General features: G+C 65.9%; 27 protein-coding genes. 19 read left to right on the forward strand and 8 right to left on the reverse strand.

Translation table 11 applies throughout. The features are described 5' to 3' along the window. Nucleotides 1-37 precede the first annotated feature (37 nt). The 3 genes from H7J89_RS25150 (at nt 38) to H7J89_RS25160 (ending at nt 2,545) form a co-directional block, all read left to right on the forward strand. Nucleotides 38-844: an acyl-CoA thioesterase gene (locus H7J89_RS25150; protein ID WP_264047792.1), complete on the forward strand. Its 807-nt coding sequence runs from the start codon at nt 38-40 to the stop codon at nt 842-844. 62 nt (nt 845-906) lie between these two features. Further along, nucleotides 907-1,437 (forward strand): nuclear transport factor 2 family protein, encoded by a 531-nt coding sequence (locus H7J89_RS25155; RefSeq protein WP_264047794.1) that lies wholly within the window; start codon nt 907-909, stop codon nt 1,435-1,437. A gap of 7 nt (nt 1,438-1,444) precedes the next feature. Beyond that, nucleotides 1,445-2,545 carry an NAD-dependent epimerase/dehydratase family protein gene (locus H7J89_RS25160; protein WP_264047796.1) on the forward strand — a complete coding sequence of 367 codons (1,101 nt, stop codon included), beginning with the start codon at nt 1,445-1,447 and terminating at the stop codon, nt 2,543-2,545. A 59-nt stretch (nt 2,546-2,604) separates the two neighbouring features. On the opposite strand, the gene H7J89_RS25165 is transcribed toward H7J89_RS25160, so the two are convergent. Then, nucleotides 2,605-3,576 carry an aldo/keto reductase gene (locus H7J89_RS25165; protein ID WP_264047799.1) on the reverse strand — a complete coding sequence of 324 codons (972 nt, stop codon included), beginning with the start codon at nt 3,574-3,576 and terminating at the stop codon, nt 2,605-2,607. An 83-nt stretch (nt 3,577-3,659) separates the two neighbouring features. Between H7J89_RS25165 and H7J89_RS25170 the strand changes: the two genes are divergently transcribed. The 13 genes from H7J89_RS25170 to H7J89_RS25230 all read left to right on the forward strand — a co-directional run bounded on the left by H7J89_RS25170 (nt 3,660) and on the right by H7J89_RS25230 (nt 18,200). Then, on the forward strand, nt 3,660-4,997 hold the full coding sequence (locus tag H7J89_RS25170) for an acyltransferase family protein (RefSeq protein ID WP_264047801.1): 1,338 nt from the start codon (nt 3,660-3,662) through the stop codon (nt 4,995-4,997). Between the two features lie 170 nt (nt 4,998-5,167). Then, nucleotides 5,168-5,473: a hypothetical protein gene (locus tag H7J89_RS25175; RefSeq protein WP_264047803.1), complete on the forward strand. Its 306-nt coding sequence runs from the start codon at nt 5,168-5,170 to the stop codon at nt 5,471-5,473. Nucleotides 5,474-5,700: 227 nt separating this feature from the next. Further along, nucleotides 5,701-6,369: a TetR/AcrR family transcriptional regulator gene (locus H7J89_RS25180; protein WP_264047805.1), complete on the forward strand. Its 669-nt coding sequence runs from the start codon at nt 5,701-5,703 to the stop codon at nt 6,367-6,369. Between the two features lie 653 nt (nt 6,370-7,022). Next, a complete protein-coding gene (locus tag H7J89_RS25185) occupies nt 7,023-7,736 on the forward strand; it encodes an MlaE family ABC transporter permease (protein WP_372513845.1) in 714 nt (237 codons plus the stop codon). 1 nt (nt 7,737) lies between these two features. Continuing rightward, nucleotides 7,738-8,607 (forward strand): ABC transporter permease, encoded by an 870-nt coding sequence (locus tag H7J89_RS25190; RefSeq protein WP_264047809.1) that lies wholly within the window; start codon nt 7,738-7,740, stop codon nt 8,605-8,607. A 4-nt stretch (nt 8,608-8,611) separates the two neighbouring features. Beyond that, nucleotides 8,612-9,919, forward strand: a complete 1,308-nt coding sequence (locus H7J89_RS25195) for an MCE family protein (protein ID WP_264047810.1) — start codon at nt 8,612-8,614, stop codon at nt 9,917-9,919. Then, entirely contained in the window at nt 9,916-10,956 is a 1,041-nt protein-coding gene (locus H7J89_RS25200; protein WP_264047811.1) for a virulence factor Mce family protein, read from the forward strand. Before H7J89_RS25195 ends, H7J89_RS25200 begins: the two co-directional genes overlap by 4 nt. Beyond that, complete coding sequence (locus H7J89_RS25205; protein ID WP_264047812.1) at nt 10,953-12,512, forward strand: virulence factor Mce family protein; 1,560 nt, start codon at nt 10,953-10,955, stop codon at nt 12,510-12,512. The genes H7J89_RS25200 and H7J89_RS25205 overlap by 4 nt, the downstream gene beginning before the upstream one ends. Beyond that, nucleotides 12,509-14,071: a virulence factor Mce family protein gene (locus H7J89_RS25210; protein ID WP_264047815.1), complete on the forward strand. Its 1,563-nt coding sequence runs from the start codon at nt 12,509-12,511 to the stop codon at nt 14,069-14,071. The genes H7J89_RS25205 and H7J89_RS25210 overlap by 4 nt, the downstream gene beginning before the upstream one ends. Next, a complete protein-coding gene (locus tag H7J89_RS25215; protein WP_264047817.1) occupies nt 14,068-15,243 on the forward strand; it encodes a virulence factor Mce family protein in 1,176 nt (391 codons plus the stop codon). The genes H7J89_RS25210 and H7J89_RS25215 overlap by 4 nt, the downstream gene beginning before the upstream one ends. Next, on the forward strand, nt 15,237-16,793 hold the full coding sequence (locus tag H7J89_RS25220) for an MCE family protein (RefSeq protein ID WP_264047819.1): 1,557 nt from the start codon (nt 15,237-15,239) through the stop codon (nt 16,791-16,793). The genes H7J89_RS25215 and H7J89_RS25220 overlap by 7 nt, the downstream gene beginning before the upstream one ends. Nucleotides 16,794-16,808: 15 nt before the next feature. Further along, nucleotides 16,809-17,282 (forward strand): hypothetical protein, encoded by a 474-nt coding sequence (locus tag H7J89_RS25225; RefSeq protein WP_264047821.1) that lies wholly within the window; start codon nt 16,809-16,811, stop codon nt 17,280-17,282. A gap of 66 nt (nt 17,283-17,348) precedes the next feature. Further along, nucleotides 17,349-18,200, forward strand: coding sequence for a pyridoxamine 5'-phosphate oxidase family protein (locus tag H7J89_RS25230; protein WP_264047823.1), 852 nt, complete (start codon nt 17,349-17,351; stop codon nt 18,198-18,200). Here the strand turns inward: H7J89_RS25230 and H7J89_RS25235 are convergent. Further along, on the reverse strand, nt 18,197-18,838 hold the full coding sequence (locus tag H7J89_RS25235; RefSeq protein ID WP_264047826.1) for a TetR/AcrR family transcriptional regulator: 642 nt from the start codon (nt 18,836-18,838) through the stop codon (nt 18,197-18,199). The genes H7J89_RS25230 and H7J89_RS25235 overlap by 4 nt on opposite strands. Before the next feature lie 95 nt (nt 18,839-18,933). Between H7J89_RS25235 and H7J89_RS25240 the strand changes: the two genes are divergently transcribed. The 3 genes from H7J89_RS25240 to mhpA are packed head-to-tail and all read left to right on the forward strand — an operon-like array spanning nt 18,934 to nt 22,645. Beyond that, nucleotides 18,934-20,064 (forward strand): VOC family protein, encoded by a 1,131-nt coding sequence (locus H7J89_RS25240; RefSeq protein ID WP_264047828.1) that lies wholly within the window; start codon nt 18,934-18,936, stop codon nt 20,062-20,064. Beyond that, the gene (locus tag H7J89_RS25245) at nt 20,061-21,011 is read left to right on the forward strand and encodes a fumarylacetoacetate hydrolase family protein (protein WP_264047830.1); all 951 of its coding nucleotides are present in this window, start codon (nt 20,061-20,063) and stop codon (nt 21,009-21,011) included. Before H7J89_RS25240 ends, H7J89_RS25245 begins: the two co-directional genes overlap by 4 nt. Beyond that, nucleotides 21,008-22,645 (forward strand): bifunctional 3-(3-hydroxy-phenyl)propionate/3-hydroxycinnamic acid hydroxylase MhpA, encoded by a 1,638-nt coding sequence (gene mhpA / locus H7J89_RS25250; protein WP_264047831.1) that lies wholly within the window; start codon nt 21,008-21,010, stop codon nt 22,643-22,645. Before H7J89_RS25245 ends, mhpA begins: the two co-directional genes overlap by 4 nt. Here the strand turns inward: mhpA and H7J89_RS25255 are convergent. From H7J89_RS25255 to cynS, 6 genes are all read right to left on the reverse strand, one after another. Continuing rightward, on the reverse strand, nt 22,537-23,427 hold the full coding sequence (locus tag H7J89_RS25255) for a universal stress protein (RefSeq protein WP_264047833.1): 891 nt from the start codon (nt 23,425-23,427) through the stop codon (nt 22,537-22,539). The genes mhpA and H7J89_RS25255 overlap by 109 nt on opposite strands. Nucleotides 23,428-23,563: 136 nt before the next feature. Further along, nucleotides 23,564-24,478 (reverse strand): formate/nitrite transporter family protein, encoded by a 915-nt coding sequence (locus H7J89_RS25260; protein WP_264047834.1) that lies wholly within the window; start codon nt 24,476-24,478, stop codon nt 23,564-23,566. Next, nucleotides 24,475-24,744, reverse strand: coding sequence for a hypothetical protein (locus H7J89_RS25265; RefSeq protein ID WP_264047836.1), 270 nt, complete (start codon nt 24,742-24,744; stop codon nt 24,475-24,477). The genes H7J89_RS25260 and H7J89_RS25265 overlap by 4 nt, the downstream gene beginning before the upstream one ends. Further along, nucleotides 24,741-25,382 carry an RNA polymerase sigma factor gene (locus H7J89_RS25270; protein ID WP_264047837.1) on the reverse strand — a complete coding sequence of 214 codons (642 nt, stop codon included), beginning with the start codon at nt 25,380-25,382 and terminating at the stop codon, nt 24,741-24,743. Before H7J89_RS25270 ends, H7J89_RS25265 begins: the two co-directional genes overlap by 4 nt. Beyond that, nucleotides 25,373-26,440 (reverse strand): acyl-CoA dehydrogenase family protein, encoded by a 1,068-nt coding sequence (locus tag H7J89_RS25275; RefSeq protein WP_264047839.1) that lies wholly within the window; start codon nt 26,438-26,440, stop codon nt 25,373-25,375. The genes H7J89_RS25270 and H7J89_RS25275 overlap by 10 nt, the downstream gene beginning before the upstream one ends. Next, a complete protein-coding gene (gene cynS / locus H7J89_RS25280; protein ID WP_264047841.1) occupies nt 26,437-26,913 on the reverse strand; it encodes a cyanase in 477 nt (158 codons plus the stop codon). Before cynS ends, H7J89_RS25275 begins: the two co-directional genes overlap by 4 nt. Nucleotides 26,914-26,930 lie beyond the last annotated feature (17 nt).

Here is a 26,930-nt window from a genome sequence, read left to right on the forward strand (position 1 = left end):
CGCCGGGGTCGAAGGCCCGTAGTCTGCAGTACTCAGCATGACTGATACACATCCCTTCGACGACGCCGTCCGGCTGGAGACCGTCGACGCCCACACCAGGCGCGGCCGAACCCATCCGGAATGGGCCAACATGGTGGGGCCCTTCGGCGGGATCACGGCCGCGGTCATGCTGCGCGCCGTCGAATCGCACCCCGACCGCATTGGCGAGCCGCTGGCGTTGACGGTCAACTACGCCGCCCCCATCGCCGACGGCAACTTCGACATCTCATTGCGCCCGGCACGCACCAACCGCACCAACCAGCACTGGATCGTCGAACTCAGCCAGGACGGCGACGTCACGACCACGGCGACGGCACTGTTCGCCGTCCGCCGTGACGGTTGGACCGATACCGAAAGCCGCCCACCAGACGCGCCGGACCCGGAGCAGCTGCCCGCTACCGACCCGGGCCTCGTTCGCTGGACGAACCTGTACGACATGCGGTTCGTCGAAGGCCCCATGCCCGGCAAAGACGGGCAGCCGAGCCCCTCGTCGACGACCACCTTGTGGGTGCGCGACGCCGCGCGACGCCCGGTCGACTACACCGTGCTGGCCGCGCTGTCGGACGCCTTCTACCCGCGGGTATTCCTGCGACGCGGCGGCTTCGTCCCGTCGGGAACGATCTCGTTGACGGCGTACTTCCACGCCGATCAGGACGAACTCGACCGGGTGGGGAACGACTTCGTGCTGTGCACCGCGCACGCCAATCGCTTCACCCGCGGCTACTTCGACCAGAGCGCACAGGTGTGGACACGAGATGGCACCCTGCTGGTCACCACCCATCAGGTCGTCTACTTCAAAAGCTGAGAGGTTTACACTTCGCCAGTGAAACGTCACGCCGGGACGCTGAGGGACGGGATCGAGCCGCAATGACAGAGCGCGCGGAGGGCGTGGTGGCCGACGCGGACGACGCCACGCTGCTGGCCATCGAATCCATCAAGCAGCTCAAGGCCCGCTATTGCCGGAATCTCGACAGCAAGGACTGGGCGGCTTGGCGCACCGTCTTCACCGATGACTTCGTCAGCGACACGGCGGAGGCCGGCGGCAAGGTGATCGAGGGCGCGGACGACTTCGTGGCGTTCACGCGCAAGGCGCTCGGGCGGCCGACGCAGGCCACGGCGCACCAGGTGCATGCCCCCGAAATCGCGCTCACGTCGGCGACGACCGCGCGCGGAGTGTGGGCCCTGCAAGACGTCGTCCGGTTCGGACCCGGGGTGACGCTGGTGGGCTACGGGCACTACCACGAGACCTACGAGAAGATCGGCGGACTGTGGTTGATCAAGAGCTCCAAGCTAACTCGGCTGCGAGAGGATATCGTCACTCCCGTGTTTTCTCTCTACGTCTCCGACCGAATCCGACGGGCGATCGGCCGGGTCGCCAACCGACTGATCGGACGGTGATAAGGCCATGACTGCATCCACAGTTCTGGTCACCGGAGCCTTCGGACAGGTCGGCAAGCGTTGCACGCAGATCCTGCTTGAGCGGGGACGCACTGTGATCGCGATGGATCTGCGCAACGACAACACCGTCGCCGTCGAAAAGGAACTGGCCGCCGGCCGCCAACCCGGGGCGCTGATTCCGGCCTATACCGACCTTCTGGACGCCGAGGCGGTGCGTGAACTCGTCGCGGCCCATCGGCCCGCAGTGGTCGTTCATCTCGCCGCGATCGTGTCCCCGCTCTCGTATCGCAGACCGGCCTTGGCCCGCAAGGTGAACGTGGGCGGTACCGAGAATCTCTTGGCGGCGTGTGCCGCGCTCCCCCGCCCGCCCCTGTTCCTGATGGCGTCCAGCGCCGCGGTGTACGGATCGCGTAACCCCTACCGCCAGCCGGAGCGGATCACCCCGGACACCCCGGTGAACCCGATCGACCAATACGGTCAGGACAAAGTGCTCGCCGAGGCGGCGATCCGCGCCAGCGGCCTGCCGTTCGCGCTCTTCCGCCTGGGCGGCGTCATCTCGCCGGACACGCACACGACGGTCAACGGCGACTCCCTGCTCCTGATGCGGTCGATGCCGGGCGACAACCGCATGCACGCGGTGGACGCCCGCGACGTGGCGCTTGCTTTCGCCAACGGTGTCGATCGGGAAGCGACCATAGCGGGCAAGGTGATCCTGATCGGCGGCAACGAGTCGTACGTGCTCACACAGCGCGAACTCGAGGACGGCCTGATGGAAGCCGTCGGCCTGGGCGGGCTCGGCCCGTCGGCCAGCCTGCCCGGCGATCCCGCCGACGACCGCGGCTGGAGCTTCACCGGCTGGTACGACACCACCGAAGCGCAGGCGCTGCTCGACTTTCAGGAGCACGACTGGTCCGAGACCCTGGGCTGGATCGCCGAGACGCAGGGCCGGACGCGGACCGTGGTGCGACTGCTGAGCCCGATCTTGCGCCCCGTCTTACGTGCCGTCCTGATGGTGCAGCGCCGGCTCGAGGGACGCGGCCCCTACGCCGACCCGTGGACGCTGATCGAAAGGCATTACGGCGCTGCGGCTCTGGCCAGCGCGGACTAGCCAGTCCGCTACGTGCGAAAGCCCTTGCGCCGCAGCATACCTCGCACGTCGGCGCCCCATCAGCGGTCGATCCACCCCAGCTGCGCTTCGGCGTGATGACCACCCTGGGGCGGGGTGAGCCCGTCGAGCCGGGACAGCTGGTCGGGTGTCAGTTCGACGGCGTCGGCACCGACGTTTTCCTCGAGTCGCGCCACGCGCTTCGTTCCCGGAATCGGCACGATGTCGGAGCCTTTCGCCAACAACCAGGCCAGGGCGACCTGAGCGGGTGTGGCACCGACGTCAGCGCTGATGCTTCGCAGTTCGTCCGCGCTCTTCAGGTTGTGCTGGAAGTTCTCGTCGAAGAATCGCGGGTTGGTCTTGCGGTAGTCGCTGTCGGGCAGCCCATCGGTGGAGCGAATGGCACCGGTGAGGAAGCCACGGCCCAACGGTGAGTACGCGACGAACCCGATCCCCAGTTCGCGCAGCAGCGGCAATATTGCCTCTTCTTGGTCGCGGGTCCATAGCGAATATTCGGATTGCACGGCGGTGATGGGATGCACGGCGTGGGCGCGCCGGATCGTGTTCACACCGACCTCCGAGAGGCCGACGTGCCGCACCTTCCCGGCAGCGACAAGCGCCGCGAGGGCACCGACCGTGTCTTCGATCGGGGTCTCGCGGTCGAGGCGGTGCTGATAGTAGAGATCGATGTGATCGGTGCCCAGCCTTTGCAGCGAACCGTCCACGGCGATGCGGATGTTGGCCGGGCTACTGTCCGGGCCGGTGCGTCCCGTGTGGGAAATGAGGCCGAACTTGGTGGCCAGCACCACCTGATCGCGCCGCCCCTGCAGGGCACGCGCGAGCAGTTCTTCGTTGACGTACGGGCCGTACACCTCGGCGGTGTCGATCAGCGTGACGCCCAGGTCGATGGCGCGATGAACAGTGCGGATCGACTCGGCGTCGTCGCTGCCGGCGCCCGCGTAGGCCACCGACATGCCCATCGCGCCCAGGCCCAGGCGGCCGACCTCCAGGTTGGCGAGCCGAGCTTGCTTCATGGAGTCATTGTGCGCGCAGCGACTTCACGCCACGGGGCGGGTACCGTTGCGCGAGTGCACCGCATCGATTTTGCCGCGATCCGATGGACGACGTAGAAACCGCGCGACCGGCCCGCAATCTGGCGGTGGATTTCTACCGCGCGTCGGGTGTGGTTCTCATCGTGCTGGGCCATTGGCTTGCCGGTTCGGTGACCTACCACGACGGGCAGTTCGGTCGCGAGAACCCGCTACTCGACATGCCGTGGACGCAATGGCTGACTTGGATCTTTCAGGCGGTCCCGGTGTTCTTCTTCGTCGCCGGTTACGCAGGCGCGGTGTCGTGGTCGCACCGCCGCGACGCCGACAGTTTCTCGCGCCAGGACTGGATTCGGCACCGACTGGCGCGGGTGTTGGGACCCACGACGGTCTATGTCGCGCTGGTTTCGTTGGTCGTGGTGGCTCTGCAGGTTCGGCACGCGCCAGGCACGGTGATGGAATACGCGGGTTGGGCCGTCGCCATGCACCTGTGGTTTCTCGCCGTGTACGTGCTGGTGGTGTCACTGACACCGATTGCCGTTGCCGCGCATAGGCGTTGGGGTCTCAGGGCGCCGGCGGTGCTGGCCGCGGGCGTCGTGCTGGTCGATGCCGTCTCGCTGGCGGGCCACGTCCCCTATATCGGCTCGCTGAACTATCTGCTGTGCTGGGGCCTGCTCTACCAGCTTGGAATCGCTTGGCACGGTGGGCTGTTGGCCGGCCGCAGACCGGTACTGCTGGCCGTCGGTTCGGCCGTCGTTCTGGCGCTGCTGATCCGGGTGGGACCGTATCCGGTCAGCATGATCGGCGTTCCTGGCGAGGCGATCGAGAACACGTCGCCCCCGACGGTGGCGATGATGGCGTTCGCCTGCACGCAAGCGGGGCTGGCCATGGCGCTCGCGGCGGTTATCGACCGGGTCCTGCATCACCGCCCGGTGCAGCGCGTGCTGTCCACCGCCAACGCCAACGTGATGGCCCTTTACCTGTGGCACATGATTCCGGTCGTCATCGTCGCGATCGTCGCTTATCCGGCCGGCCTGATACCGCAACCCCACGAGGGTTCGGTGGCGTGGTGGCTGGTTCGGCTGGAGTGGATCACGATCCTCAGCGTGGTGACGGCGTTCGAGCTGCTGTTGCTTTGGTGGCAGCGGCGGTTCTTCGCGGTTCCGCTGCCCACCTTCGGCCTGCCGCTCGGCGATCGCTGGGCCGAGGCGATCACGCTGACCGGTGCCCTCCTGGCCGCCGTTGGATTGCACTTGTTGGCACAGGGCGGCTTCGCGCCAGACGGGCGTTTCTCGTGGCCGACCGCCGCCGTCTTCGCCGCCGGGGTGGTGTTGGTGGCGGTGCGCCCCAGAACCCCGGCCCGCGTTAGCGGCCACAGCTCGCAGGGGCGCCCGAGCGCTTCGTAGTGGGCCGGCAGCCCGGTCACCTCGGGTAAGCGACTTACGGCCTCTGGACAGGGGCCGTAGTGCCCTGGTCGGGGTGGTTATTCGGGGAGAAACGTTTCCCGCAAGGCTCGGATTACGTGAGCAGTTGAGCCTAGGCTAGTAGGAGACACCCTCGCTAAGGGAGTACACAAATGTCACACGCCACGCTCCACACCAGCCAGGTCCCTCAGCAGCGCGCACAGGATGCCGAACTATTGAGGGATTCGGGAGTGCACAAGCTGGTCGTCGCCGACCGCGACGGCAACTGCTTGGCGTTCCTATTGGCCTGGGACAGCTTCGACTACGACGCTGAGACGGACACCTATGTATGTGTCGTCGACAGCGATGGCAGAGAGCTGATGACTGTGTACACCGCCGGTGAGATCAAACCGACAGCCAAGGCCAACACGTACGTGGTAACCGCGCCGGATAGGTTCGGTGGCCCCAGGGCGCTGTAGCTCCCGCCGGCGACGGAATGGCCTGCTCGTAGCAAAGCTATGACACGCCGTTCTCAATATCGTGTTGATGGATTCATCGGCCTGATCGCCAGGGACGCTATTCGGCATGGCGGGTTCGGGCTGCTCCCAACAAAGTCCGAGGCCCAGTGGCGGAGCCTCAAGGGATCTTGACATCGCGGCGCTTATGATAGACCGTTCGTACGGTTAGTCTGAGCCGAAGGTGGACGATGCCCCGACCCGGTAGGCGTGGTGAGATCTTCGACGCGTTTGTCCGCTATGTCGCCGAACGCGGGTATGACAGAACGAATATGGGCGACATCGCGGACGAGCTCGGCATGTCGAAGGGCACCATCGTTCACCACTTCGGGACCAAAGCCCAGATGTTGCGGGAGCTTGAAGAAACCCACCTCGCCCGCCAACTCGATGCGCTACAGATGGCCTGGGCTCGACTCGACGCACCGCACGAACGCGTTGCGGCAATCATTTACACCTCCGCACTGCTCCAAGTCGTCGCCCGCGACGCGACGGTGGCAAGCCAGCGCGAGGTGGTTCAGCTCTCTGATGACCCAGCGATGCAGCAGGTCCGCAAGTTGCGCCATCAGCTGCAAACGCTGGCGATTGACGAGATCCGCAGCGGGATTGACAGCGGCGTTTTCCGAAGCGTCGACGTCGAACTCGCGGCATTGCAGCTGTGGGGATCGCTGCAGTGGATGTGGGTGTGGTTCGATCCCGCCGCTTCCCGAACACCCGAGCAAGTCGGGGCCGCGTTCGTCGATGTGTTCCTCGGCGGACTATTGCTCGACCGCCTGGGGCTCAGCAAGTGGGCGAACCCGTCCGCCGACGTCGTCTCGGTGGTGCGCGAATGCCTGGGCGTCGTCACGGGTCCGGCAGCCTGACACGTAGCCGCTAACACCCCTGCGCGGGGCGGACATTGGTGCAACTCTTGCCGTTTGATGTGCCCAGCCGTCCGTGGCCGGCAATTGTCGCGGCAAGACGTACCAACGCCGTCACTGTACGACCGGTCGGTTTCGTACGCCTGGCCACTTCTTACCCACGGTGACAGGGAACGCGAGAGCAGCCAGGCCAAATGGTCAAAGAGCCTGGTAATGACCAAAATAATTTAAGTTGCGTGCGGTCCCGTGACAAATGCTCTCCCAGCGCAGTTCACCCAGGCGTCCCGAGTTATTGACTGACCGTACGGTCTAGTGCCATAGTGATGCGTGGCGCAAACTAGAGCGGCATGGAGCCGAAGGGTGGGGTGTGAGAGTGCCGATTCCTCGTCCATCCCGTTTCGTTCGAAACGGTCTGCACTCAAAGGCCTTTCGCTGAACAGCCGCTCTACGAACCGGCGTGCTGATCGCGATCACGGACAGCGCCGCGGACCCCGGCTAACGACGAGCCGTCGGCCAGTCGAAGAAGCATCGGAAGTGTCGCGGCTCGTTGCATGGCCACCTCAGGGGCGGCGCGGATGACCACCTCGCACTCGGTTGCCAGCAGAGTAGGCAGCAGGATTCGGCCGGGCACCGAGGTGGCGGGCGGGTTCTTCCGCATGTGCGTGTTGACCGGAAAAGCCCTGCGGCAGCCGTTCGAGTGGCGCGAGTTCATCTGGAATGGCTGGTTTCTCATGCGGGTGTCCCTGCTGCCCACCATCGCGGTGTCCATCCCGGAAACCGTGCTTCTCATCTTCACGCTCAACCTCCTGCTGGCCGAGATCGGCGCCGCCGACGTCTCCGGTGCCGGTGCCGCGATCGGCGCGGTCACCCAGCTCGGCCCGATCGTGACGGTGCTGGTCGTCGCCGGTGCGGGCGGCACCGCCATCTGCGCCGACCTCGGCGCGCGAACCATCCGCGAGGAGATCGATGCGCTCGAGGTGCTCGGCATCGACCCGATCCACCGGCTGGTGGTACCCCGGGTCGTCGCCTCCACGATCGTCGCGGTGCTGCTCAACGGCCTGGTGGTCGCCGTCGGTCTGGGGGGCGGCTATCTCTTCAGCGTCTACCTGCAGAACGTCTCGAGCGGTGCCTACCTCTCCACGTTGACGGCGCTTACCGGCCTGCCCGAGGTAGTGATCGCGTTTATCAAGGCCGCGACGTTCGGGCTGATCGCCGGCCTGGTCGGCTGCTATCGAGGGCTGATCGTCCGCGGCGGGTCCAAGGGTTTGGGCACTGCCGTCAACGAGACGGTGGTGCTGTGCTTCATCGCGCTTTTCGCGGTCAACGCAGCGCTGACCACCATCGGCGTCCGGTTCGGGACAGGCCGCTGAGATGTCCACAATCGCAGCTCTACGCGTCCGCTTCCCCCGGACATCGGCGTTGGTCGTTCGGTACGGGGATGTCCCGTCTCGGCCACTGCTCGAGATCGGGCAGATGGTCTGGTTCGCACTGACCGCAGTCGGGCAGATCCCCTTCGCCATGCACCGCTACCGCAGAGAGTTGCTGCGAATGGTTGCCCAGATGGGGATGGGCACCGGCGCGATGGCCGTGGTCGGTGGTACCGCGGCCATCGTCGGTTTCATCACCCTGTCCGCGGGCTCGCTGGTCGCGATCCAGGGCTACGCGACGCTGGGCAACATCGGTGTCGAGGCATTCACCGGGTTCTTGGCCGCACTGGTCAATGTGCGCTTTGTCGCACCGGTAGCCGCCGGTCAAGCGCTGGCCGCCACGGTCGGCGCCGGCGCCACCGCCGAACTGGGCGCTATGCGCATCAGCGAGGAGATCGACGCGCTCGAAGTGATGAGCATCCGGTCGGTCGCCTACCTGGCCTCCACCCGGGTGGTGGCGGGCCTGATCGTCATCATCCCGCTCTACGGGCTGGCGATGACCATGGCTTTCCTGTCCCAGCAGGTCACCACGGTTCTGCTCTACGGGCAGTCGATCGGGACGTATAACCACTACTTCCACACATTCCTGCGCCTCAACGACGTTGGCTGGTCGTTCGCGGAAGTGATCCTGGTTGCGGTGGTCGTGATGACGACCCACTGCTACTACGGCTACACCGCCACCGGCGGGCCGGTCGGTGTCGGTGAAGCGGTCGGCCGATCGATGCGGCTGTCGTTGATCACGATCGTTGTGGTCGTCGTGCTCACCGCGATGGCGGTCTACGGCAAAACCCCGAACTTCAACCTCACCGTGTAGCGCCATGACGACCCCGGTGAAGGAGAACCCGAAACGCATTCCGCCGTACAGGACGGCCGCGGTGGTGTTCCTGATGGTCTTCGCGGTGGTACTGGGTGTCGTCTGGTTGCAGTTTCGCGGCCGGCTCACGCCGACGACACACTTGACGATGTTGGCTCCCCGGGCCGGTTTGGTCATGGATCCGGGGTCGAAGGTCACGTACAACGGCGTGGAAATCGGCCGGGTGGCCAGCATTTCGGAGATCGAGCGTGACGGCACACAGGCGGCCAAGTTCGACTTGAACGTGAATCCGAAATACATCGAACTGATCCCGGCCAACGTGGACGCCAATATCAAGGCGACCACGGTGTTCGGCAACAAGTACGTGTCGTTGACCTCGCCGAAAAACCCTACGCCGCAACGCATCACGCCACAGCACGTGATTGATGCGAGGTCGGTGACAACGGAGTTCAATACCCTGTTCGAGACCCTCACCTCCATCACGGAGAAGCTGGATCCGGTCAAGGTCAACCTGACGCTCGCCGCAGCCGCGCAGGCGTTGACCGGCTTGGGCGACAAGTTCGGGCAATCGATCGTCAACGCGAACGCCATCCTCGACGACATCAATCCGCAGATGCCGCAGATCCGGCATGACATTCAAGGGCTGGCGGCCCTGGGCGACGTCTACGCCAAGGCCGCACCCGACCTGTTCGACTCCCTCAACAACGCGGTGATCACGGCACGCACGCTGCACCGGCACGAAGCCGACCTGGACGCCGCGTTGTTGGCAGCGGCCGGGTTGGGCAACACCGGCGAAGACATCTTCGCCCGCGGCGGGCCGTACTTTCAGCGGGGAGCCGCCGATCTGGTGCCGACCGCCCAGCTGCTCGACACATACAGCCCCGAGATCTTCTGCACCATCCGCAATTACTACGACGAAGAACCGGCGGCCTATGCGACGACGGGCGGCGGCAACGGCTACGCGCTTCGAACCATGACCGAGCTGACGTCAGGCTTGGGAGGCATTCTCACACTCCCGGGATTGGCCGGCACGGCGGCCACGATGGGGCTCCTCGGCCTCGCCGGGCTGGTCGGCGGGGCACCGAATCCCTTTGTGTATCCGGACAATCTGCCGCGGGTGAACGCACGCGGCGGTCCCGGGGGCGCGCCGGGTTGCTGGCAGGCCGTCACCCATGACCTGTGGCCGGCGCCAAGTCTGGTGGTGGACACCGGCGCCAGCCTCGCGCCCTACAACCACTTAGACACCGGCTCACCGTACGCAATCGAGTACGTGTGGGGCCGTCAAGTCGGGGACAACACGATCAACCCATGAAAATCACCGGCTCCGCTATCAAGCTCGGCATCGTCTCGCTGGTGCTGCTGCTGATCACCGTGTCGATCGTCGTGGTGTTCGCTCAGATGCGCTTCAACAGCACCAACCACTATCACGCGGAATTCGGGAACGCCACCGGGCTGAAAGACGGCCAGTTCGTCCGCGCCGCTGGAGTGGAGATCGGCAAGGTCAAGGCGGTGCGGCTGATCGAGGGCGGCCAGCGGGTACTGGTGGACTTCGATGTGGACCGCTCGATACCGCTCTACCAGTCGACGACCGCTCAGATCCGTTATCTCAATCTGTTCGCCGACCGCTACTTGGAGCTCAAGCGCGGCGAGGGCGAGGGTGCTGACCGGGTCCTGCCGCCGGGCGGATTCATCCCGCTGTCACGAACCTCGCCGGCGCTGGACCTCGACGCCCTGATCGGTGGTTTCAAGCCTTTGTTCCGGGCGCTCGATCCCGACAAGGTCAACACCATCGCGTCGGCCATCATCACCGTGTTTCAGGGTCAGGGCGGCACCATCAACGACATCCTCGACCAGACCGCGCAGGCGACCGCGCACATCGCCGAACGCGACCAGGCGATCGGTGAGGTGATCAAGAACTTGAACACCGTGCTGGACACCACCGTTCGGCATCGCAAGGAATTCGATCAGACCGTCGACAACTTCGAGAGATTGATCACCGGGCTGCAACACCACGCCGACCCGCTGGCCGCCGGCACCGCGAACATCAGCAACGCCGCCGGAACGGTGGCCGACCTCCTCGCGGACAACCGCGCTCTGCTGCACAAGGCGATCAACTATCTGCAGGCTCTTCAGCAGCCGCTCGTCGACCAACGCGATCAGCTCGGCGATCTGATTCACAAGACACCGACCGCGCTCAACCTGATCGGACGCAGCATCGGGCTCTATGGAGATTGGGTGAACTTCTACGTCTGCGACCTCACGATCAAGTGGAACGGACTGCAGGCCGGCGGTCCCGTACGCACGGTTCGGATCTGGCAGCAGCCCACCGGTAGGTGCACGCCGCAATGAGAACGCTGACGGAATTCAACCGCAACCGGGTCGGGCTGATGGGCATCACCGTCCTGGTGCTCGTGGTCGCCGTCGGCCAAAGCTTCACCAGTATCCCGATGATGTTCGCCAGCCCGAGTTACTACGGGCAGTTCACCGACACCGGTCAGCTCAACAAGGGCGACAAGGTGCGCATCTCCGGCGTGAATGTCGGCAAGGTGGAGGCGTTCAATATCGACGGCGACCACGTCGTGATCAAGTTCAACATCGGTCCCAACACCATCGGCAGCGAGAGCCGGCTCGCGATCAAGACTGACACCATCCTGGGTAAGAAGGTGCTCGAGATCGAGCCACGGGGAACCAAGAAGTTGCGGCCCGGGGCCGTCTTGCCACTGGGCCAAAGCACCACGCCCTATCAGCTCTACGACGCGAACTTCGACATCACAAAGGCTGCCACCGGCTGGAACATCGACACCGTCAAGCAGTCACTGAATGTCCTGTCGCAGACCATCAATCAGACCTACCCGCATTTGAGTGCCACGCTCGACGGGTTAACCAAATTCTCCGACACCATCGGTAAGCGCGACGAAGAGGTCAAGCACTTACTCGCTCAGGCCCACCAGGTGGCCAGTGTGCTCGGTGACCGCAGCGAACAGATCAACCGGTTGCTGGTCAACGCGAAGACGCTGCTGGCGGCGTTCAACGAACGCGCCCGTGCCATCGGCGCCCTGCTGCAGAACATTTCCGCCTTCTCGGCCGAGGTGCAGGGGTTCATCAACGACAATCCGAACCTCAATCCCGTGCTGGAGCAGTTGCGTGCCATCAGCGACGTGCTGGTGGAACGCAAAGACGACCTGGCTCAAACCCTCACGTATGTAAGCCAATTCGCGGCATCGCTAGGGGAATCCGTCGCGTCGGGACCGTACTTCAAGATCGTCCTGTCCAATCTGCTGCCGTATTGGATCTTGCAGCCGTTCGTGGACGCCGCGTTCAAGAAGCGCGGCATCGACCCGGAGGACTTCTGGCGCAGCGCCGGGCTTCCCGAGTTCCGCTGGCCCGACCCCAACGGCACCCGGTTCCCCAACGGCGCACCGCCGCCCGCACCGCCGGTGCTGGAAGGCACACCAGAGCACCCGGGACCGGCCGTCCCGCCCGGAACGGCGTGTTCGTACACCCCGCCGGCCGACGCGCTGCCACGGCCGTGGAACCCGTTGCCGTGCACCGGTGTAGACGTCGGCCCCTTCGGTGGCAGCTTCCCGGCGCCGATCGATGTAGCCGCGTCGCCGCCGAACCCGAACGGCCTGCCGCCGTCACCGGGAATCCCGATCGCCGCGCGCCCCGGCGAGGCGCCGCCAGACGTCCCGGGCACACCGGTACCGTTGCCCGGCCAGGCACCACCCGGCGCGCGCACCGAGAATCTGCAGCCCGCCGGCCCCACCCCCCCACCGTCGACGTTCGCGCCCGGGCTGCCGCCGGGGCCGCCCGCGCCGCAGGGACCCGGGCCGCAGCTGCCCGCCCCGTTCATCAACCCGGGCGGCACCGGAGGCAGCGGCATCACGGGAGGTAGCGAGAATTGAGCAGCGTCTTCAGTTTCCGCAAACCGCGGCCACGGACGATCATCGGCGTGCTGGCGGTACTGCTGGTACTGGTCGCCGGGTCCCTCGGCTTGCGGCTTTACCAGAAGTTGACCGCCAACACCGTAATCGCTTATTTCCCAACGGCGAACGCGCTTTATTCCGGCGACAAAGTTCAAATCATGGGCGTTCGTGTCGGTTCCGTCGACAAGATCGAACCGGCCGGCGACAAGATGAAGGTGACGTTTCACTACGACAACAAGTACAAGGTGCCCGCCAACGCGTCCGCCGTCATCGTGAACCCGACGCTGGTGGCGTCGCGCAGCATTCAATTGGAGCCACCCTACAAAGGTGGTCCGGTCATGGGCGATAACGCCGTGATCCCCATCGAGCGCACGCAGGTCCCGACGGAGTGGGACGAGTTGCGCGAAGGCGTCGCCAACGTCATCGCCAAACTTGGCCCGACACCCGAGCAACCCAAAGGCCCGTTCGGTGATGCCATCGAGTCGTTCGCGGACGGGCTGGCCGGCAAGGGCAAGCAGATCAACGCCACGCTGAACAGCCTGTCGCGGGCATTGACCGCGCTGAACGAGGGCCGCGGCGACTTCTTCGCGGTGGTGAAGAGCCTGGCCCAGTTCGTCAACGCACTGCACAAAGACGACCAGCAGTTTGTCGCGCTGAACAAGAACCTGGCCCAGTTCACCGGCGAGTTGACCGGATCCGACCACGATCTCGCCAATGCGCTACAGCAGTTCGACAGCTTGCTCTCCACCCTGCGCCCCTTCTTGACCAAGAACCGCGAGGTGCTCGTCCATGACCTCGACAACCTCGCCACCCTGACCACCACGTTGGTCCAGCCCGACCCACTGAACGGTTTGGAGACCGCGCTGCATGTCCTGCCGACGTTGGAGACGAACCTCAGCCAGATCTACCACCCGTCGCATGGGGCCGTCATGTCGATCCCGGCGATCCCCAACTTCGCCAACCCAATGCAGTTCTTCTGCAGCATGATTCAGGCCGGTAGCCGGTTGGGCTATCAAGAGTCCGCCGAGCTGTGTGCGCAATACCTGGCGCCGGTCCTCGATGCGATCAAGTTCAACTATCTGCCGTTCGGGCTGAACCTGTTCAGCACCGCCGAGGCGCTACCCAAGGAAATCGCCTACTCCGAGCCGAGGCTGCACCCACCGAACGGATACAAGGACACCACGGTGCCCGGAATCTGGGTGCCCGACACCCCGTTCTCGCACCGCAACACTCAGCCCGGCTGGGTTGCCGCGCCGGGCATGCAAGGCACACAGGTGGGGCCGATCACGGGCGGCCTGTTGACCCCCGAATCGCTGGCCGAATTGATGGGCGGTCCCGACGCCGGACCCCCGCCCCCGGGGCTGCAGACCCCGCCCGGGCCGCCGAACGCCTACGACGAGTACCCGGTGTTGCCACCGATCGGCCTGCGGGCCCCGCAGGTGCCGATCCCGCCACCGCCCCCCGGGCCGGGTGTGATCCCGGGTCCGGTCGCGCCGACGCCGGCGCCGGTGGCCGCGGCGACGGGAGCGGGATCATGAACTCATTGCGCGCCTTGGCTATTCGGGCCCGATACCGGGGGCGGCAGGGAATCGCGCTACTGGCCGCTGTCGTGACGCTGACGTCGTGTGCGAAGTGGCATGGAATCGCGAATGTGCCTATGCCGGGCGGCCCGGGCTCCGGGCCCGGCTCCTACACCGTCTACGTGCAGATGCCCGACACGCTGGCCCTCAACGACAACAGCCGGGTGCGGGTGGCCGATGTCTTTGTCGGGACGGTGCGCGCGATCGAACTGAAGAACTGGGTCGCGACGCTGACGCTACGTCTGGGCAAGAACGTCAAGTTGCCCAGGAACGCGACCGCCAAGATCGGGCAGACCAGCCTGCTGGGTTCGCAGCATGTGGAGCTGGCGGCGCCCCCCAACCCGTCACCGGAGCCACTGAGGGACGGCGACACCATCCCGCTCAAGAATGCGTCCACTTACCCCACGACCGAGCAGACACTCGCCAGTCTCGCCATCGTGCTGCGCGGCGGAGGCATCCCGAACCTCGAAGTGCTGCAGAACGAGGTCTACAACATCGTGAACGGTCGGGCCGAGGGGATCCGCGCCTTCCTCGGGAAGCTGGACACCTTCACCGCCCGGCTGGACGAGCAACGCGCTGACATCACCCGGGCCATCGATTCCACCAACCGGCTGCTGGCGTACGTCGGCCCCCGCTCGGACGTCCTGGATCGGGTCCTCACCGAATTCCCGCCACTGCTCAAACATTTCGCCGACAAACAGCAACTCCTGATTGACGCGGTCGACGCTACGGGGCGGCTCAGCGCAGTTGCCGACCAATACCTGTCGGCTGCGCGGGGCGACCTCCACCAGGATCTGCTGTCGCTGCAGTGCCCGCTGCGGGAACTCGGCCGTGCCTCCCCCTACTTGATTCGCGCACTCAAGCTGATCCTGGTCCGGCCGTTCGACATCGACGCCGTGCCCAAGGCGTTCCGCGGCGACTACTTCAACTTGTCGCTGACGCTCGACCTGACGATGAGCGCTGTCGACAACGCAGTCCTCACCGGGACCGGGTTCTCCGGGGCACTGCGTGCGCTCGAGCAATCGTGGGGCCGCGACCCCGAGACGATGATCCCGGACGTCCGGTACACGCCGAACCCCAACGACGCCCCGGGCGGCCCCCTGGTCGAAAGGGCGGATAGGCAATGCTGACCCGCTTCATCAAGCGCCAGCTGGTCATGTTCGGCGTCCTGACCGCGATCACCGCGGTTGCGCTCGGCTGGTACTACTTGCAGATTCCCGCCGCGGCCGGGATCGGCCAGTACACGCTGAAGGCGGACCTGCCCGCGTCGGGCGGTCTGTACAAGACCTCCAACGTGACGTATCGCGGTGAAACCATCGGCACGGTCACCGCCGTCGACCCGACCGCCACAGGCGCGCGGGTGACGATGAGCATCGGCGATCGCTACAGAATCCCGATTGACGCGTCGGCGAACGTGCATTCGGTGTCGGCAGTCGGTGAGCAGTATCTCGACCTGGTGTCGGTGGGTAACCCGCGGCAATACTTCTCGCCCGGTCAAACCATCACCAAGGGCACCATCCCCACCGACATCGGGCCGGCGATCGATGCCGCCAACCGCGGGCTGGCCGTGCTGCCCAAGGACAAGATCGCCTCGCTGCTCGACGAAACAGCGCAAGCGGTAGGAGGATTGGGCCCCGCGCTGCAACGACTGGTCGACGCGACGCAGGCGATCGCCGGTGACTTCAAGACCAACATCTCCGACATCAACGACATCGTCCAGAACTCCGGGCCCATCATCGACAGCCAGGTCAACTCCGGTGACTCGATCGAGCGCTGGTCGCACAACCTGAACATCTTGGCCGCGCAGAGCGCGGAAAACGACCAGCACGTACAAAGCATCCTGACCCAAGCGGCGCCGACCGCCGATCAGGTCAACGAGGTGTTCAGCGATGTCCGAGAGTCGCTCCCGCAGACACTGGCGAATCTCGAAATCGTGCTCGACATGCTCAAGCGCTACCACAAGGGCGTCGAGCAACTGCTGGTGGCCTATCCGCAGGGCGCCTCGGAAGGCCAGACGGTCACGAGTGCCTTCCCGGGCTACGCATCGCTCGGGACCTCGCTGACGATCAACCAGCCCCCGCCGTGCCTGACCGGGTTTCTCCCGGCATCCCAGTGGCGGTCTCCCGCGGATACCAGCCTGGCGCCGATGCCGTCCGGAACCTATTGCAAGATCCCGCAGGACACCCCTGCCAACGCGGTGCGCGGCGCCCGTAACCTTCCGTGTGTCGATGTCCCCGGTAAACGGGCTGCGACGCCGCGGGAGTGCCGCGACCCCAAACCGTACGTTCCGTTGGGTACCAACCCGTGGTACGGCGACCCCAACCAGCTCGTCACCTGCCCGGCGCCCGCGGCGCGCTGCGACCAGCCGGTGAAACCGGGGCTGGTGATCCCCGCGCCGTCGGTCAACAACGGCCTCAATCCGGCACCCTCCGACCGGGTGGCCGGGACGCCACCCCCGACCAGCGATCCACTGCAGCGGCCAGGGTCGGGAACCGTGGAATGCAATGGGCAGCAGCCGAATCCCTGCGTCTACACCCCCGGGGGTCCTCCCCCGGCCGTTTACCTGCCCCAGAGCGGCGAACTGGTGGGGCCCGACGGTGTGAAGTACGCGGTCGAAAACTCGAGCAAAACGGGAGACGACGGCTGGAAGGACATGCTGGCGCCGCCGGCCAGCCGATGAAGGGATCGGGTTGAAATGCGGGAAGCCATTGGCTTAGGCCAACTTCGGAGTGACGCCTGTACGTATCTCGAACGGGTTGCCGCCGGGGAGACCATCGATGTGGTCCGTCGCGGCAAGCTCGTGGCGCGGATGGTGCCCGTCGGTGACTGGAGGGTGGCTCCCATCCCTGCGCGTTCTGCGAAACTCGCGGCGCGGGACGCCGGGGGGTGGGTCGGGCTGGACGAACTGCGAACGCGCGCCGGGCGCTGCTTCGACCGGGTCGCGGCCGGGGAGACGATCAGCGTTGTTCGCGGCGGCAGATTGTTGGCACACATCGTGTCCGCCGGTGACGCGGAGAGGACCCCGAGCCAGGTCGACACCGGCGGCGGGATCGAGCTTGACGAATTGCGAAAGCGCGCCGGCCGCTACTTCGACGAGGTTGCGGCGGGCCAGACGATCGACGTCATCCGGGGCGGCAAGCTGGTTGCCCGCATCGTGTCGGTTGCCTAGGGACAACAGCCGCTGGTTTCCCGCGATGCACGGAAGGTTTGCGGCCGCGGCGACGTTACGGCTCATGTGACCGCGACCGGCTTCCACGAGGGCGAGACCACAACGCAGCGCCGGGCGGGCGTCGAAGCCGAGGCCGGGCGGCTCGAGGGCATGCTCGACTCATCGGGGCTTTCCCCGGGCGCCGCGAAGTTTCTCGCGTCACAGCGGTTCGCCGCGCTGACCGCGCGCGACCACGCGGGGGTCCTCTGGATCTCGCCGTTGGCCGCACCGCCGGGTTTCCTCCGCGGCCACCATGACATCTTGCGCGTGTCGGCATTCCCCCGCGGCGGCGATCCGCTGCACGAGATCCCGACCGGCCAACAGGTTGGGCTGATCGCCATCGACTTCGCCACCCGGCGCAGGCTCCGGGTCAACGGCGAGCTTGTCAGTGCTGACCGCCCGGGTGGTATGACCGTCCGCGTCGATCAGTCATACGGCAACTGCCCCAAGTACATTCATAACCACGCCATCGATGTGGCCACCCTTGCTGCCCCTCCTCGAATACCTGCGAGACACGCGAGCGTTCTGGACGCGTCCGATCAAGCGTTCATTGCCCGGGCCGACACGTTCTTTCTGGGCACCAGCCATCCCACCCGTGGTCGAGATGCGTCACATCGGGGAGGACCGCCGGGGTTCGTCCGAGTCGACTCCGCAGACCGGCTGTGGTGGCCGGATTTTCCGGGAAACAACATGTTCAACAGTTTTGGCAACCTGGCCGTCGACGACGAGGCCGCTTTGCTGTTCCTCGATTTCGAAACCGGCGCCACCCTGCACATAACCGGCACCGCACAGGTGCGGTGGACCACCCCGGGCGGCCCCGGCGATGACGGCGGAGTGGGCCGAAACGTCGCATTCGCCGTCCACGCCGTCGCCCGCTAGCCGTCGAAGAGTCCCCCGTCGGGTAAGGGGAGTTGGCAGATGGCGTGTGCCTCGCCGGCGCTGAGCCCGAACAACCGCAGAACCTTTTCGGTGACGACGTCGGCCGCGTGCGCGTCATCGCGATCGGGATGGTCACGCAACAAGTTTCCGAGGCCCAGCAGCGCACCCCCGGCCATGGCGAGGGCTAACTCGGGGTCCTCGACGTCGAACCGCCCGGCCGCCACGCCGGCTTTGATGTCGCGGAGTGCGCGCGGCGCCAGACCCCGTTCCGACGACAGCAATTCCAGCCCGTTGGCCAACAAAATCCGGCTCTCCTGCGGGTGCCGACGAAACAGCCGGCCAGTCAGCCGGAAACTGGTGGCGAAAGTTTGGGCCGGGTCCTCGATGGCTTCGGTGAGCCGATCGAGCATCGAGCCGTAGGCGTCGAGGACATCGGCGACCGCGGCCTCGAACAACTGCTCCTTGCTGTCGAAGTGGTTGTAGAAGGACCCCATCCCGACGTCGGCGGCCTGGGTGATTTCCAGGACCGGGACGTTGACCTTCCCCTCGGCGATCAACCGCTGCGCGGCTTTGACCAGCGCAGCCCGGGTACGCCGCTTGCGCCGCTCCAGCCTGGTCGGTTCTGCCATCGCGCTCATTCACAGCAGTATGCATCAGTTATGAGGATTCCGTCAGATCCTTGACTGAACGTTCTCTCGTATGTGACGATTTCGTCAGTTAGTTGGGAGTTGTCATGGATTTGACCGAGAGCGCCAACCGGCAGGCGCACAGCGAGCAGACCGCACGGCCCGGCGAGCATCCGGGGCGGTCGCGTAACCCGGTGATCAAAGTCGCCGACATCGCGTGGTTGGAGTTCGAGCGCCCGGACCTGACCCGGGCCGAGGCGTTCGCGCGGGCGTTCGGCTTCCACACGGCACAACACGGGCCCGCGGAACTGCAGTTACGCGGAACATGGGCGGGAGCGCCGTGCCTCATCTTGCGTCGCGGCCGGCGCAGCCGCTTCGCCGGCGCGGCGTTCCGGGCGACCGACGCGGCCGACGTGCTCCGGTTGGCGGACTCCGTAGGCGCATCCGTGCGGCCGCTGCCGGAAACCATCGGCGGGGTGTCGGTCGAGTTGATCGACCCCAGTGGCATGCCGGTCCGCGTCGTCGCCGGATTGCACGAACTCCCGGAACTGCCGGGCCAACAACCCCCCGCCTTCAATTTCGGAAACGACATCCGCCGTGTCAACGCCGGTCAGCGTCCGCCCCGAGAGCCCGCGCGGGTGCAGCGCCTGGGCCACCTGGTGGTGCAGTCGACCAGGTACGTTGAGACGCTGAACTGGTATCTGGACAACCTGGGCATGATCGTCAGTGATTTCCTGTACTTCCCCGGCCAGCGCGACCGAGGCCCAACCATGAGTTTCATCCGGTGCGACCGTGGTTCGACACCGGCCGACCATCACACCTTGGCGATGGCCCTCGGTCCGGCCAACCGCTATGTCCATTCGGCGTATCAGGTCAGCGATCTCGACGCGCTGGCCGCCGGCGGCGAATACCTTGGTGCGCGGGGCTATTCCCGGTCATGGGGAATCGGCCGGCACATTCAGGGCAGTCAGATCTTCGACTACTGGCGCGATCCCGATGGCTATCTGTTCGAGCACTTCACCGATGGCGACCTGTTCGACAACACGCTGGAACCGGGCTGGGCGCCCTTCACCGCATCCGGGCTGGCCCAGTGGGGGCCACCGGCTACCAAGGATTTCCTCGGAACTGACGCGAAATCGGCTCGGCGCGAATTGGTTTCGATGGCCACCGCGCTTCGCGCGGACAACGAGTTCGATGTCAAACGCCTGGTCGGCCTACTGAAAGTTCCCACCTCATGACCCTTTCCGTGCTGCACACCGTCTCTGATACCGGCCACGCCTGGTGGCTCAAGACCGCCAACGGCGCAGTCAAAATCGACACCACCGCCACCAGTACCGCAGCGCTGCTGTCGGACCGGGCCGCCATCGAGAGAGCGGCCCACGGTACCGACACCGTTGCCGTCGACACCCTCAACTTGATCTCACCGGTGACGCGGCCGTGCCGAGTCATCGCCCAGATGACCAATTACGAATCGCACGTCAGGGACGCAGGCATGGATCCGGAGTCGGTCCCGCTCACGTTCTTCCGCAAGGCATCGGCGTCCATCAACGGGCCTTTCGATGACATCGTCAAACCGCAGCACGTCAGGCTGCTCGACTACGAGGTGGAGATCGGCCTGGTCATCGGCCATGCGATCGCCATCGGCACCGCCATCTCCGAAGACAACCTGGACGATTTCGTCGCCGGGTTGGTCGTCACGAACGACGTCTCCGCGCGGGACATCCAACTTCCGCAAACCCAGTTCTACGAGGCCAAGTCATATCCGACGTTCACACCGGTCGGCCCGGAGCTGGTGCTACTCAACGCCAATGAGCTCAAGCGCTTCGGCGATCTGCGTCTGCGCCTGTGTGTCAATGGCCAGGAACGTCAAAACGCCCTCGTCGAGGGCGACATGCTGTATCGGCCACTGGAGGCGCTGCAGTCGCTCACCCAGTTCCAGGAACTCGCCCCGGGTGACCTGGTGCTCACCGGCACCCCGGCCGGCACGGCGCTGAGCGCCCCGCCCAAGCCCGTGCAGCTCATCGGAAACCTGTTGCCACCCGCCATGAAATGGAAGATGTTCTTCTCGCGGCAGGCCGCCAACCAGAATTACCTGCATGACGGCGACGTCGTCGAGGCGTCGGTGGCCACCGACGACGGGGCCATCGATCTCGGAACGCAGCGCACCGCAGTACGATTCGCGTGACCGCCCCGTCCACTCGCCGCGTCCCCGTCGTCATCGTCGGCGCCGGACCGACCGGCGTCACCGCCGCCACGTTGTTGGCGCAGTACGGCGTCGACTGCCTGGTGCTCGACCGTTGGCCCGGCGTGTACGCCCAACCGCGCGCGGTGCACCTGGACGATGAGATCTATCGCATCATCGCCCGCCTCGGGATCGCCGACGAGTTCGCCGCGATGTCGCGGCCGACGCTGGGCCTGCGGTTGGTAGACAACCGGTTCCGCACGCTGGCCGAGTTCAACCGCGATCCCGGGCGCAGTGTGCACGGCTACCCACAGGCCAACATGTTCGACCAGCCGGAATTGGAGGCCCTGCTGCGGGCCAATCTCGAACGCCATCCCAACGCCCGGCTGCGCGGGAACGCCGAAGTCACCGGCATCGTGACGGGCGGAACATGTGTCCGCGTCACCTTCACCGACCGTTGCGACGGCCGCGTTCATCAGATCGACGCCGACTACCTGCTGGGCTGCGACGGCGCCAACAGTATCGTGCGCACCCAGATCGGCTCGGCCATGCGGGACTTGAACTTTCAGCAGCGCTGGCTGGTTGTGGACATCGCCAGCGATGCGGATCTGCGCCAGTGGGACGGGGTCCACCAGGTGTGCGACCCGGGTCGCGCGGGGACCTACATGCGCATCGGGCCGGCCCGATACCGCTGGGAATTCCAATTGCTGGCCGGCGAAACGGCGAATGACTTCGGCAGCCTGGACCGATTGCGGCCCTTGATCGAGCCGTGGACGAGCACCGTACCCATCGGCGAGCTGACGCTGCTGCGGGTCGCCGAGTACACGTTCCGTGCGCAGATCGCCGACCGCTGGCGCCGAGGCAACGTCTTCATCCTCGGCGACGCTGCGCACCTCACTCCCCCGTTCATCGGCCAGGGTATGGGAGCGGGACTGCGAGACGCGGCCAACCTCGCGTGGAAGATCGCCGGAGTTCACCAGGGCACCCTGGCGCCGAGTGTTCTGGAAACCTATGAGCGGGAACGTAAACCGCATACCCGATCCATGATTCGTCTGGCACTGAGCGTCGGTTGGGCCATGACCGGCGGCGGCCGCCTGGGCAATGCGGCCCGCCGGGCGGTGTTGCCACGGCTGCGGCTCATCCCCGTCCTGCGAGACAAGGTCGTCGACTCGAGAACCCCTGCGCTGCACCGGTCCGGTTTGGTACGCCGATCCCTGCGACCGCACCGGCTCGCCGGCACGCTCTGCCCGAACCCGGCGCTACGCGACGGTCAACGGTTGGACGACGTGCTCGGCGGGGGTTTCGCGTTGATCAGCACCGCCCGGCCTGCCGCGGCCGACGAGGCGGCGCTGCGGCAGCGCCAAGTCACGGTGCAGGTCGCCGAGGCCGGCAGCCCGCTGGGGGCATGGCTGGAACGAGGACGTGCCACCGCCGCACTGGTGCGCCCCGACCGTACCGTGGCGCACGCCGAACGCGACCTTGCCGCCCTTTGTGCCTGGACGACCGCCGTCCTTCGCCCCGCCGCAGTTCAGGCGGATGCCCCAGGCCGCGCAACGATCACCGGCGTCCGAACCGAATGCAGGACCGCGTTGCTGACGGATCCCAACAGCGCACCGGTCAGACCACCGCGCCCGTGACTGCCCACGACGAGGAGCTGGGCGGTTTCCGACTTTTCGGCGAGCTGCCGGGCCGGCGCGTCACGTACGACCAGTCGCTGCACCGTCACATCGGGATAGCGTTCCTGCCAACCCGCCAGGTTCTCGGCCAGGCTGCGGTGCGCCTCCGCTTCCAGTGACGACCAATCCGCTTCCGGGAGTTCGCTTATCGTGATGTCACTCCATGCGTGTAGGGCCGTCAGGCCGACACCGCGACGGGAGGCTTCGTCGAAGGCGATTTCGATCGCGAGCTCGGAAGCCGGCGAGCCGTCGACCCCCACGACGACGGGAGCGTCGTGCATGTCCGGCAGGTCGTCGCCATGGATGACCGCGACCGGGCAATGGGCGTGCCGCACCACGGTCGCACTGACCGAACCGAGCACACCCCGGGCCAGCAATCCTCGCCCCGCCGTGCCCACAACGATCAGCTCCGCCTCGCCGGACATGTTGATCAGGGCCAGTGCCGGGCTGGAGTACACGAGTTCCCGGTGGATGGCGAGCTTTCGGTCCGCCGGCAGCGCCTCTTCGGCGAGCTTGATCGCGTGCATGATCGCCTTTTTGCCCTCGTCTTCCAGCCGCACCGCTAGAGACTCGGGGTATGGGACCGGCGGCCAGGTGGCGGTCGGGGTCGTCACCGCGTGGACGACGGTCAGCGGAATATTCCGCATCGCCGCCTCGTGGGCGGCCCAAATCGCCGCGGCGTTCGATGCCTTCGAGCCGTCCACCGCGACGACGACGCCGCGCTGTTGATCAGGTCCGGACATTTCGCTCTCCCTCCATCACCGGCGACGCTATAAACCCAAGGGGCGGTCGGTCGTGAGGCTTAAGTCCCTAACCAACGGGACGGAGGGCTTTCGCGGGATTTGTTAAGCCCGCTGTAACGGCACGGTCACTTGCCGGCTAGGCGCGGCGCCGTTGTAGCCGCGCGATGACCCAGAAAGGTAACGCCACGAACAGCGTGCCGCCGATCAGGTTGCCCACGGTGGTGATGCCGAGGTTGGTGAGCAGGCCGTGTTGGCCGAATCCCCAACCGATCCCGCCGCACGGTGCGGCCGGGTGAAACAGGTTGAGCAACAGGGGAAGACCGAGGAAGCCGACGTTGGCGATCACGTGCTGGGTGCCGCCGATGACGAATGCGAACGGTCCGTAGAACGCGAAGGTCATGCGGGCGACGTCGCTGCGAGCCTTGAAGAACATGCACATCGACGTCTGCAGGAACCAGGTGCACACCACGGCGAGCAGCAGTGCGGTCCAAAACGGCTGACCCGCCTTCTGCGCGCCGACGGTAGCCGCCCGTTCGGCGAAGGCGCCCAGGTATGGGCCTCCCGCCGCCCCGCACACCGTGACGAACACCAGCGCGCCCAGGACGTTGCCGATGAGACCGACGGTAACCAGAAAGACGTAGCCGCCGACGCTCATGGTGCGGTTGAGGACGGCCAGAAATCCCGCGGCCATGTCGGCGGTGATCAACGACATGCCGGACACCAGGATGAGGACGAACGACATGCCGAACGCCAGGCCCATCAACAAGCTTGCGACACCCGGGGTCTTGACTCCGGTGCTGACCATCAACGCCAGCAGCGCCCCGAAAGCGACCATCACACCGCCGACCAACGAGCGCATCAGAAACGCCCACGGGTGCGTCGCCTTTTCCACGGCCATGGCGGCCACTCGGTCCACCATGGCGCCCACGCTGAGTGGCTCGAACGGATCGTCGGCGACGACGTTCGTCGTGACGCCGGCGGAGAAGTCGGCGAATGCGGATGCCGCCGGGGCCGCGCCGTCCAATTGTGGCGCTTGCGCGTTGATGGTCATCGGTGTTGGCCTTTCCGTAGAGCGTTGATCGCGTTGATGACCCCGGTGATGTGCTCCGCGCTGAGCTTCTCCCCCTCGAAGACGTGGTTGAGCAGGATTTTGAGGTCGAGCATCTGTTGCAGGTAGACCAGGCACGGGGGGCACTCGTCGAGGTGCTTGGCCACGATCGGTCCCCACTGCCTCGGATCGGAGTCGACGAGTTCGTCCACGAGGCGGACGAAGTCGACGCAGTCGATCGCGGGGACCGCGTTGTCGTGGATGGTCATCGGCGATACCGCTTTTCCAATTCGTTGCGAAGATTTCCGCGGGCGCGGTAGAGCAGCGCGCGCTGCCCCTCGGCGGTCAGTTCGAGAAGTTCGGCCGCCTCTTCGGCCGTCGTGCCGACGACGTCCCGCAGGATGACCAGCTGCCGTTGCCGCTCGGGCAGCGCGTCCAATGCCGTACGTACATACCCGATGAGCTCGTTCTCGACGGTGTGATCCTCCGGCAGGAAGCGCCGCGACGGCGGAACACTCCAGTGCCCCGCATCGGGATGGCCGGCGGGATGCATACGGCCGACCAGGGGGTCGACGTCATCCGCGGACAGCACCTCGTGGTCGCGGATGCGGGATTCGCGGCGCCGGTGCCGCGACGCGGTGTTCTTCACGATCCCGAACAACCAGGTGCCGACCGAGGAACGCCCCTCGAATGAATCCGCGGACTGCAGCACCTGCACCCACGCCTCTTGCACGGCCTCTTCGGCCACCGTCGCCGACTCCACCATGGTGCGGGCGAAATTGACCATCGGCCGATGAAAGTCGCGGACCAGGTTGGCCAGCGGAATGCCCCCGACCACATGTTCCGACTCGGTGCCCCCCGGGGGCACCGCCACCGGGGGGCACCATCGTCTCGCGCTCAAGCGCATGCGGCCAGTTCCCAGCGGAGCTGCCCTTCGGACGGGGATTGGACGGGGATGAACGCCGCTTCCCGGTAGCGACGGCTGGCCGATGTCCTGCTCGCATAACCCTTGCCACCGGCGGTGCGGATCTCGAGATCCGCACTGGCGCTGGATAGTTCGGCCGCGGCGAGTCGCAGCGACAACAGCTCCTTCTTGGTGGGCGACTCGACACCGCCCACCGCCGCGGCAAGTTCCGCCAGCGTGGTTTCCGCATCGGCAAGCTTTTCCGCTACCTGCTCGACCTGGGTGCTGAACACCGAGTTCACGCCGCCGAGACCGATTTTGGCCTGATTGACGGCGGTCCGGGTCAGGCCCAGGCACATCGCCGACTGCAAGACGAGGAACGTCGGACGGACCGCCTGCAGGAAGTCCTCGAAGTCACGGGACAACACCCGCTCCGCGGGAACGTAAGCGCCCGTCAGGTTCAGGTACGACGAGGCGGTGCTACCCATCGCCAGCAGGTCGAAGTGATCGCCCAGCACCACGCCAGGCGTGTTCAGCGGCAAGGCCACGATCAGCCTCTCCCCGGCGTCCGTACGCACCGCGGTCACCATGGTCGAGTCGGGATAGAGGTTGCTGGCCCACCTGATCGCCCCGGCCACCTCGTAGCCCCCTTCGACCGGCGTGGCGGTCAACTCCAAGGTTCCGCAGCCCGCCGCCTCCTTGAATGCCGACGCCATGCCGGTCACCCCCAACGTGGTCCCGGCAAGAAGCGACCGGGCCGCCACCGTACTGTAAGGCGTTGCCGCCGTGAGCAAGTACTCCACGGCCATGCGATGGGCCCACAATGAGAACCCGGTGCTCATGCATTCTCCGGAGATCAACCGGATCACTTCGGCCATGTCGGGGAGCCCGCCGTCGGCGTTGGCGGGCGCGCCGAGCCCGAGCAGGCCGGCGGTACCCAGTGCGGGGAAACTGCGCCGGGATTGCTGCTCGCCGCGGTCCAGCGCCGCGGCATGGGCCCGGATGTCTTCCAGCAGTTCGATATTCAACTGACTGGCGGCCGGATTCATCGTCGCCGTCATTTCGATACCTCCTGGGCGGAGTGTTTCCACGCGTAGTCGAGGAACTTGCCGTCGAAAGTGACGACCACTCTGTCGCCGTCGGGGTGCGGGCGCCGGTGCACGCTCATCTGAAAGTTGATCGCGCTCATGATGCCGTCACCGAATTCTTCTCCGATGAGTTCCTTGATCGCCGGGCCGTAGACGCCCAGCGCCTCATGGAACCGGTAGATCGTCGGGTCTGTCGCCGTGGTCGCATCCGAACCCCGGTACGGCATCATTTGCAGGACCGTTGCCGCCTCCTCGTCGAGGTCGAGAAGCGATGCGACCGTTGCCGCGTCGCCGGCCGAGAGCGGATGCTGTCCGAGGAGTGCCGCGACGGTCCACACCGGGTCCTTGGCGATCGATTCGGCGATCTTCGCCCAGCTCAATCCGCGCCTGACGCGGGCCAGCCTGATCAGCTGGGCAAGATCGGTCTTGGTCAACGTTGTTGCCACGGAATGCTTCCCGCCTC

Source organism: Mycobacterium paraffinicum (assembly GCF_025822865.1).
GTDB lineage: Bacteria > Actinomycetota > Actinomycetes > Mycobacteriales > Mycobacteriaceae > Mycobacterium > Mycobacterium paraffinicum.

Bases quoted from the DNA above. Each gene is read 5' to 3' on its own strand.
- H7J89_RS25150 (WP_264047792.1), top strand. From the start codon at position 38: ATGACTGATACACATCCCTTCGACGACGCCGTCCGGCTGGAGACCGTC.
- H7J89_RS25195 (WP_264047810.1), top strand. From the start codon at position 8,612: ATGACGACCCCGGTGAAGGAGAACCCGAAACGCATTCCGCCGTACAGG.
- H7J89_RS25270 (WP_264047837.1), bottom strand. From the start codon at position 25,382: ATGCGCTTGAGCGCGAGACGATGGTGCCCCCCGGTGGCGGTGCCCCCG.
- H7J89_RS25225 (WP_264047821.1), top strand. From the start codon at position 16,809: ATGCGGGAAGCCATTGGCTTAGGCCAACTTCGGAGTGACGCCTGTACG.
- H7J89_RS25155 (WP_264047794.1), top strand. From the start codon at position 907: ATGACAGAGCGCGCGGAGGGCGTGGTGGCCGACGCGGACGACGCCACG.
- H7J89_RS25170 (WP_264047801.1), top strand. From the start codon at position 3,660: ATGGACGACGTAGAAACCGCGCGACCGGCCCGCAATCTGGCGGTGGAT.
- H7J89_RS25220 (WP_264047819.1), top strand. From the start codon at position 15,237: ATGCTGACCCGCTTCATCAAGCGCCAGCTGGTCATGTTCGGCGTCCTG.
- H7J89_RS25240 (WP_264047828.1), top strand. From the start codon at position 18,934: ATGGATTTGACCGAGAGCGCCAACCGGCAGGCGCACAGCGAGCAGACC.
- H7J89_RS25235 (WP_264047826.1), bottom strand. From the start codon at position 18,838: ATGAGCGCGATGGCAGAACCGACCAGGCTGGAGCGGCGCAAGCGGCGT.
- H7J89_RS25255 (WP_264047833.1), bottom strand. From the start codon at position 23,427: ATGTCCGGACCTGATCAACAGCGCGGCGTCGTCGTCGCGGTGGACGGC.
- H7J89_RS25265 (WP_264047836.1), bottom strand. From the start codon at position 24,744: ATGACCATCCACGACAACGCGGTCCCCGCGATCGACTGCGTCGACTTC.
- H7J89_RS25200 (WP_264047811.1), top strand. From the start codon at position 9,916: ATGAAAATCACCGGCTCCGCTATCAAGCTCGGCATCGTCTCGCTGGTG.
- H7J89_RS25275 (WP_264047839.1), bottom strand. From the start codon at position 26,440: ATGACGGCGACGATGAATCCGGCCGCCAGTCAGTTGAATATCGAACTG.
- H7J89_RS25205 (WP_264047812.1), top strand. From the start codon at position 10,953: ATGAGAACGCTGACGGAATTCAACCGCAACCGGGTCGGGCTGATGGGC.
- H7J89_RS25180 (WP_264047805.1), top strand. From the start codon at position 5,701: ATGCCCCGACCCGGTAGGCGTGGTGAGATCTTCGACGCGTTTGTCCGC.
- H7J89_RS25175 (WP_264047803.1), top strand. From the start codon at position 5,168: ATGTCACACGCCACGCTCCACACCAGCCAGGTCCCTCAGCAGCGCGCA.
- H7J89_RS25190 (WP_264047809.1), top strand. From the start codon at position 7,738: ATGTCCACAATCGCAGCTCTACGCGTCCGCTTCCCCCGGACATCGGCG.
- H7J89_RS25160 (WP_264047796.1), top strand. From the start codon at position 1,445: ATGACTGCATCCACAGTTCTGGTCACCGGAGCCTTCGGACAGGTCGGC.
- H7J89_RS25215 (WP_264047817.1), top strand. From the start codon at position 14,068: ATGAACTCATTGCGCGCCTTGGCTATTCGGGCCCGATACCGGGGGCGG.
- H7J89_RS25245 (WP_264047830.1), top strand. From the start codon at position 20,061: ATGACCCTTTCCGTGCTGCACACCGTCTCTGATACCGGCCACGCCTGG.
- H7J89_RS25260 (WP_264047834.1), bottom strand. From the start codon at position 24,478: ATGACCATCAACGCGCAAGCGCCACAATTGGACGGCGCGGCCCCGGCG.
- H7J89_RS25185 (WP_372513845.1), top strand. From the start codon at position 7,023: ATGTGCGTGTTGACCGGAAAAGCCCTGCGGCAGCCGTTCGAGTGGCGC.
- H7J89_RS25165 (WP_264047799.1), bottom strand. From the start codon at position 3,576: ATGAAGCAAGCTCGGCTCGCCAACCTGGAGGTCGGCCGCCTGGGCCTG.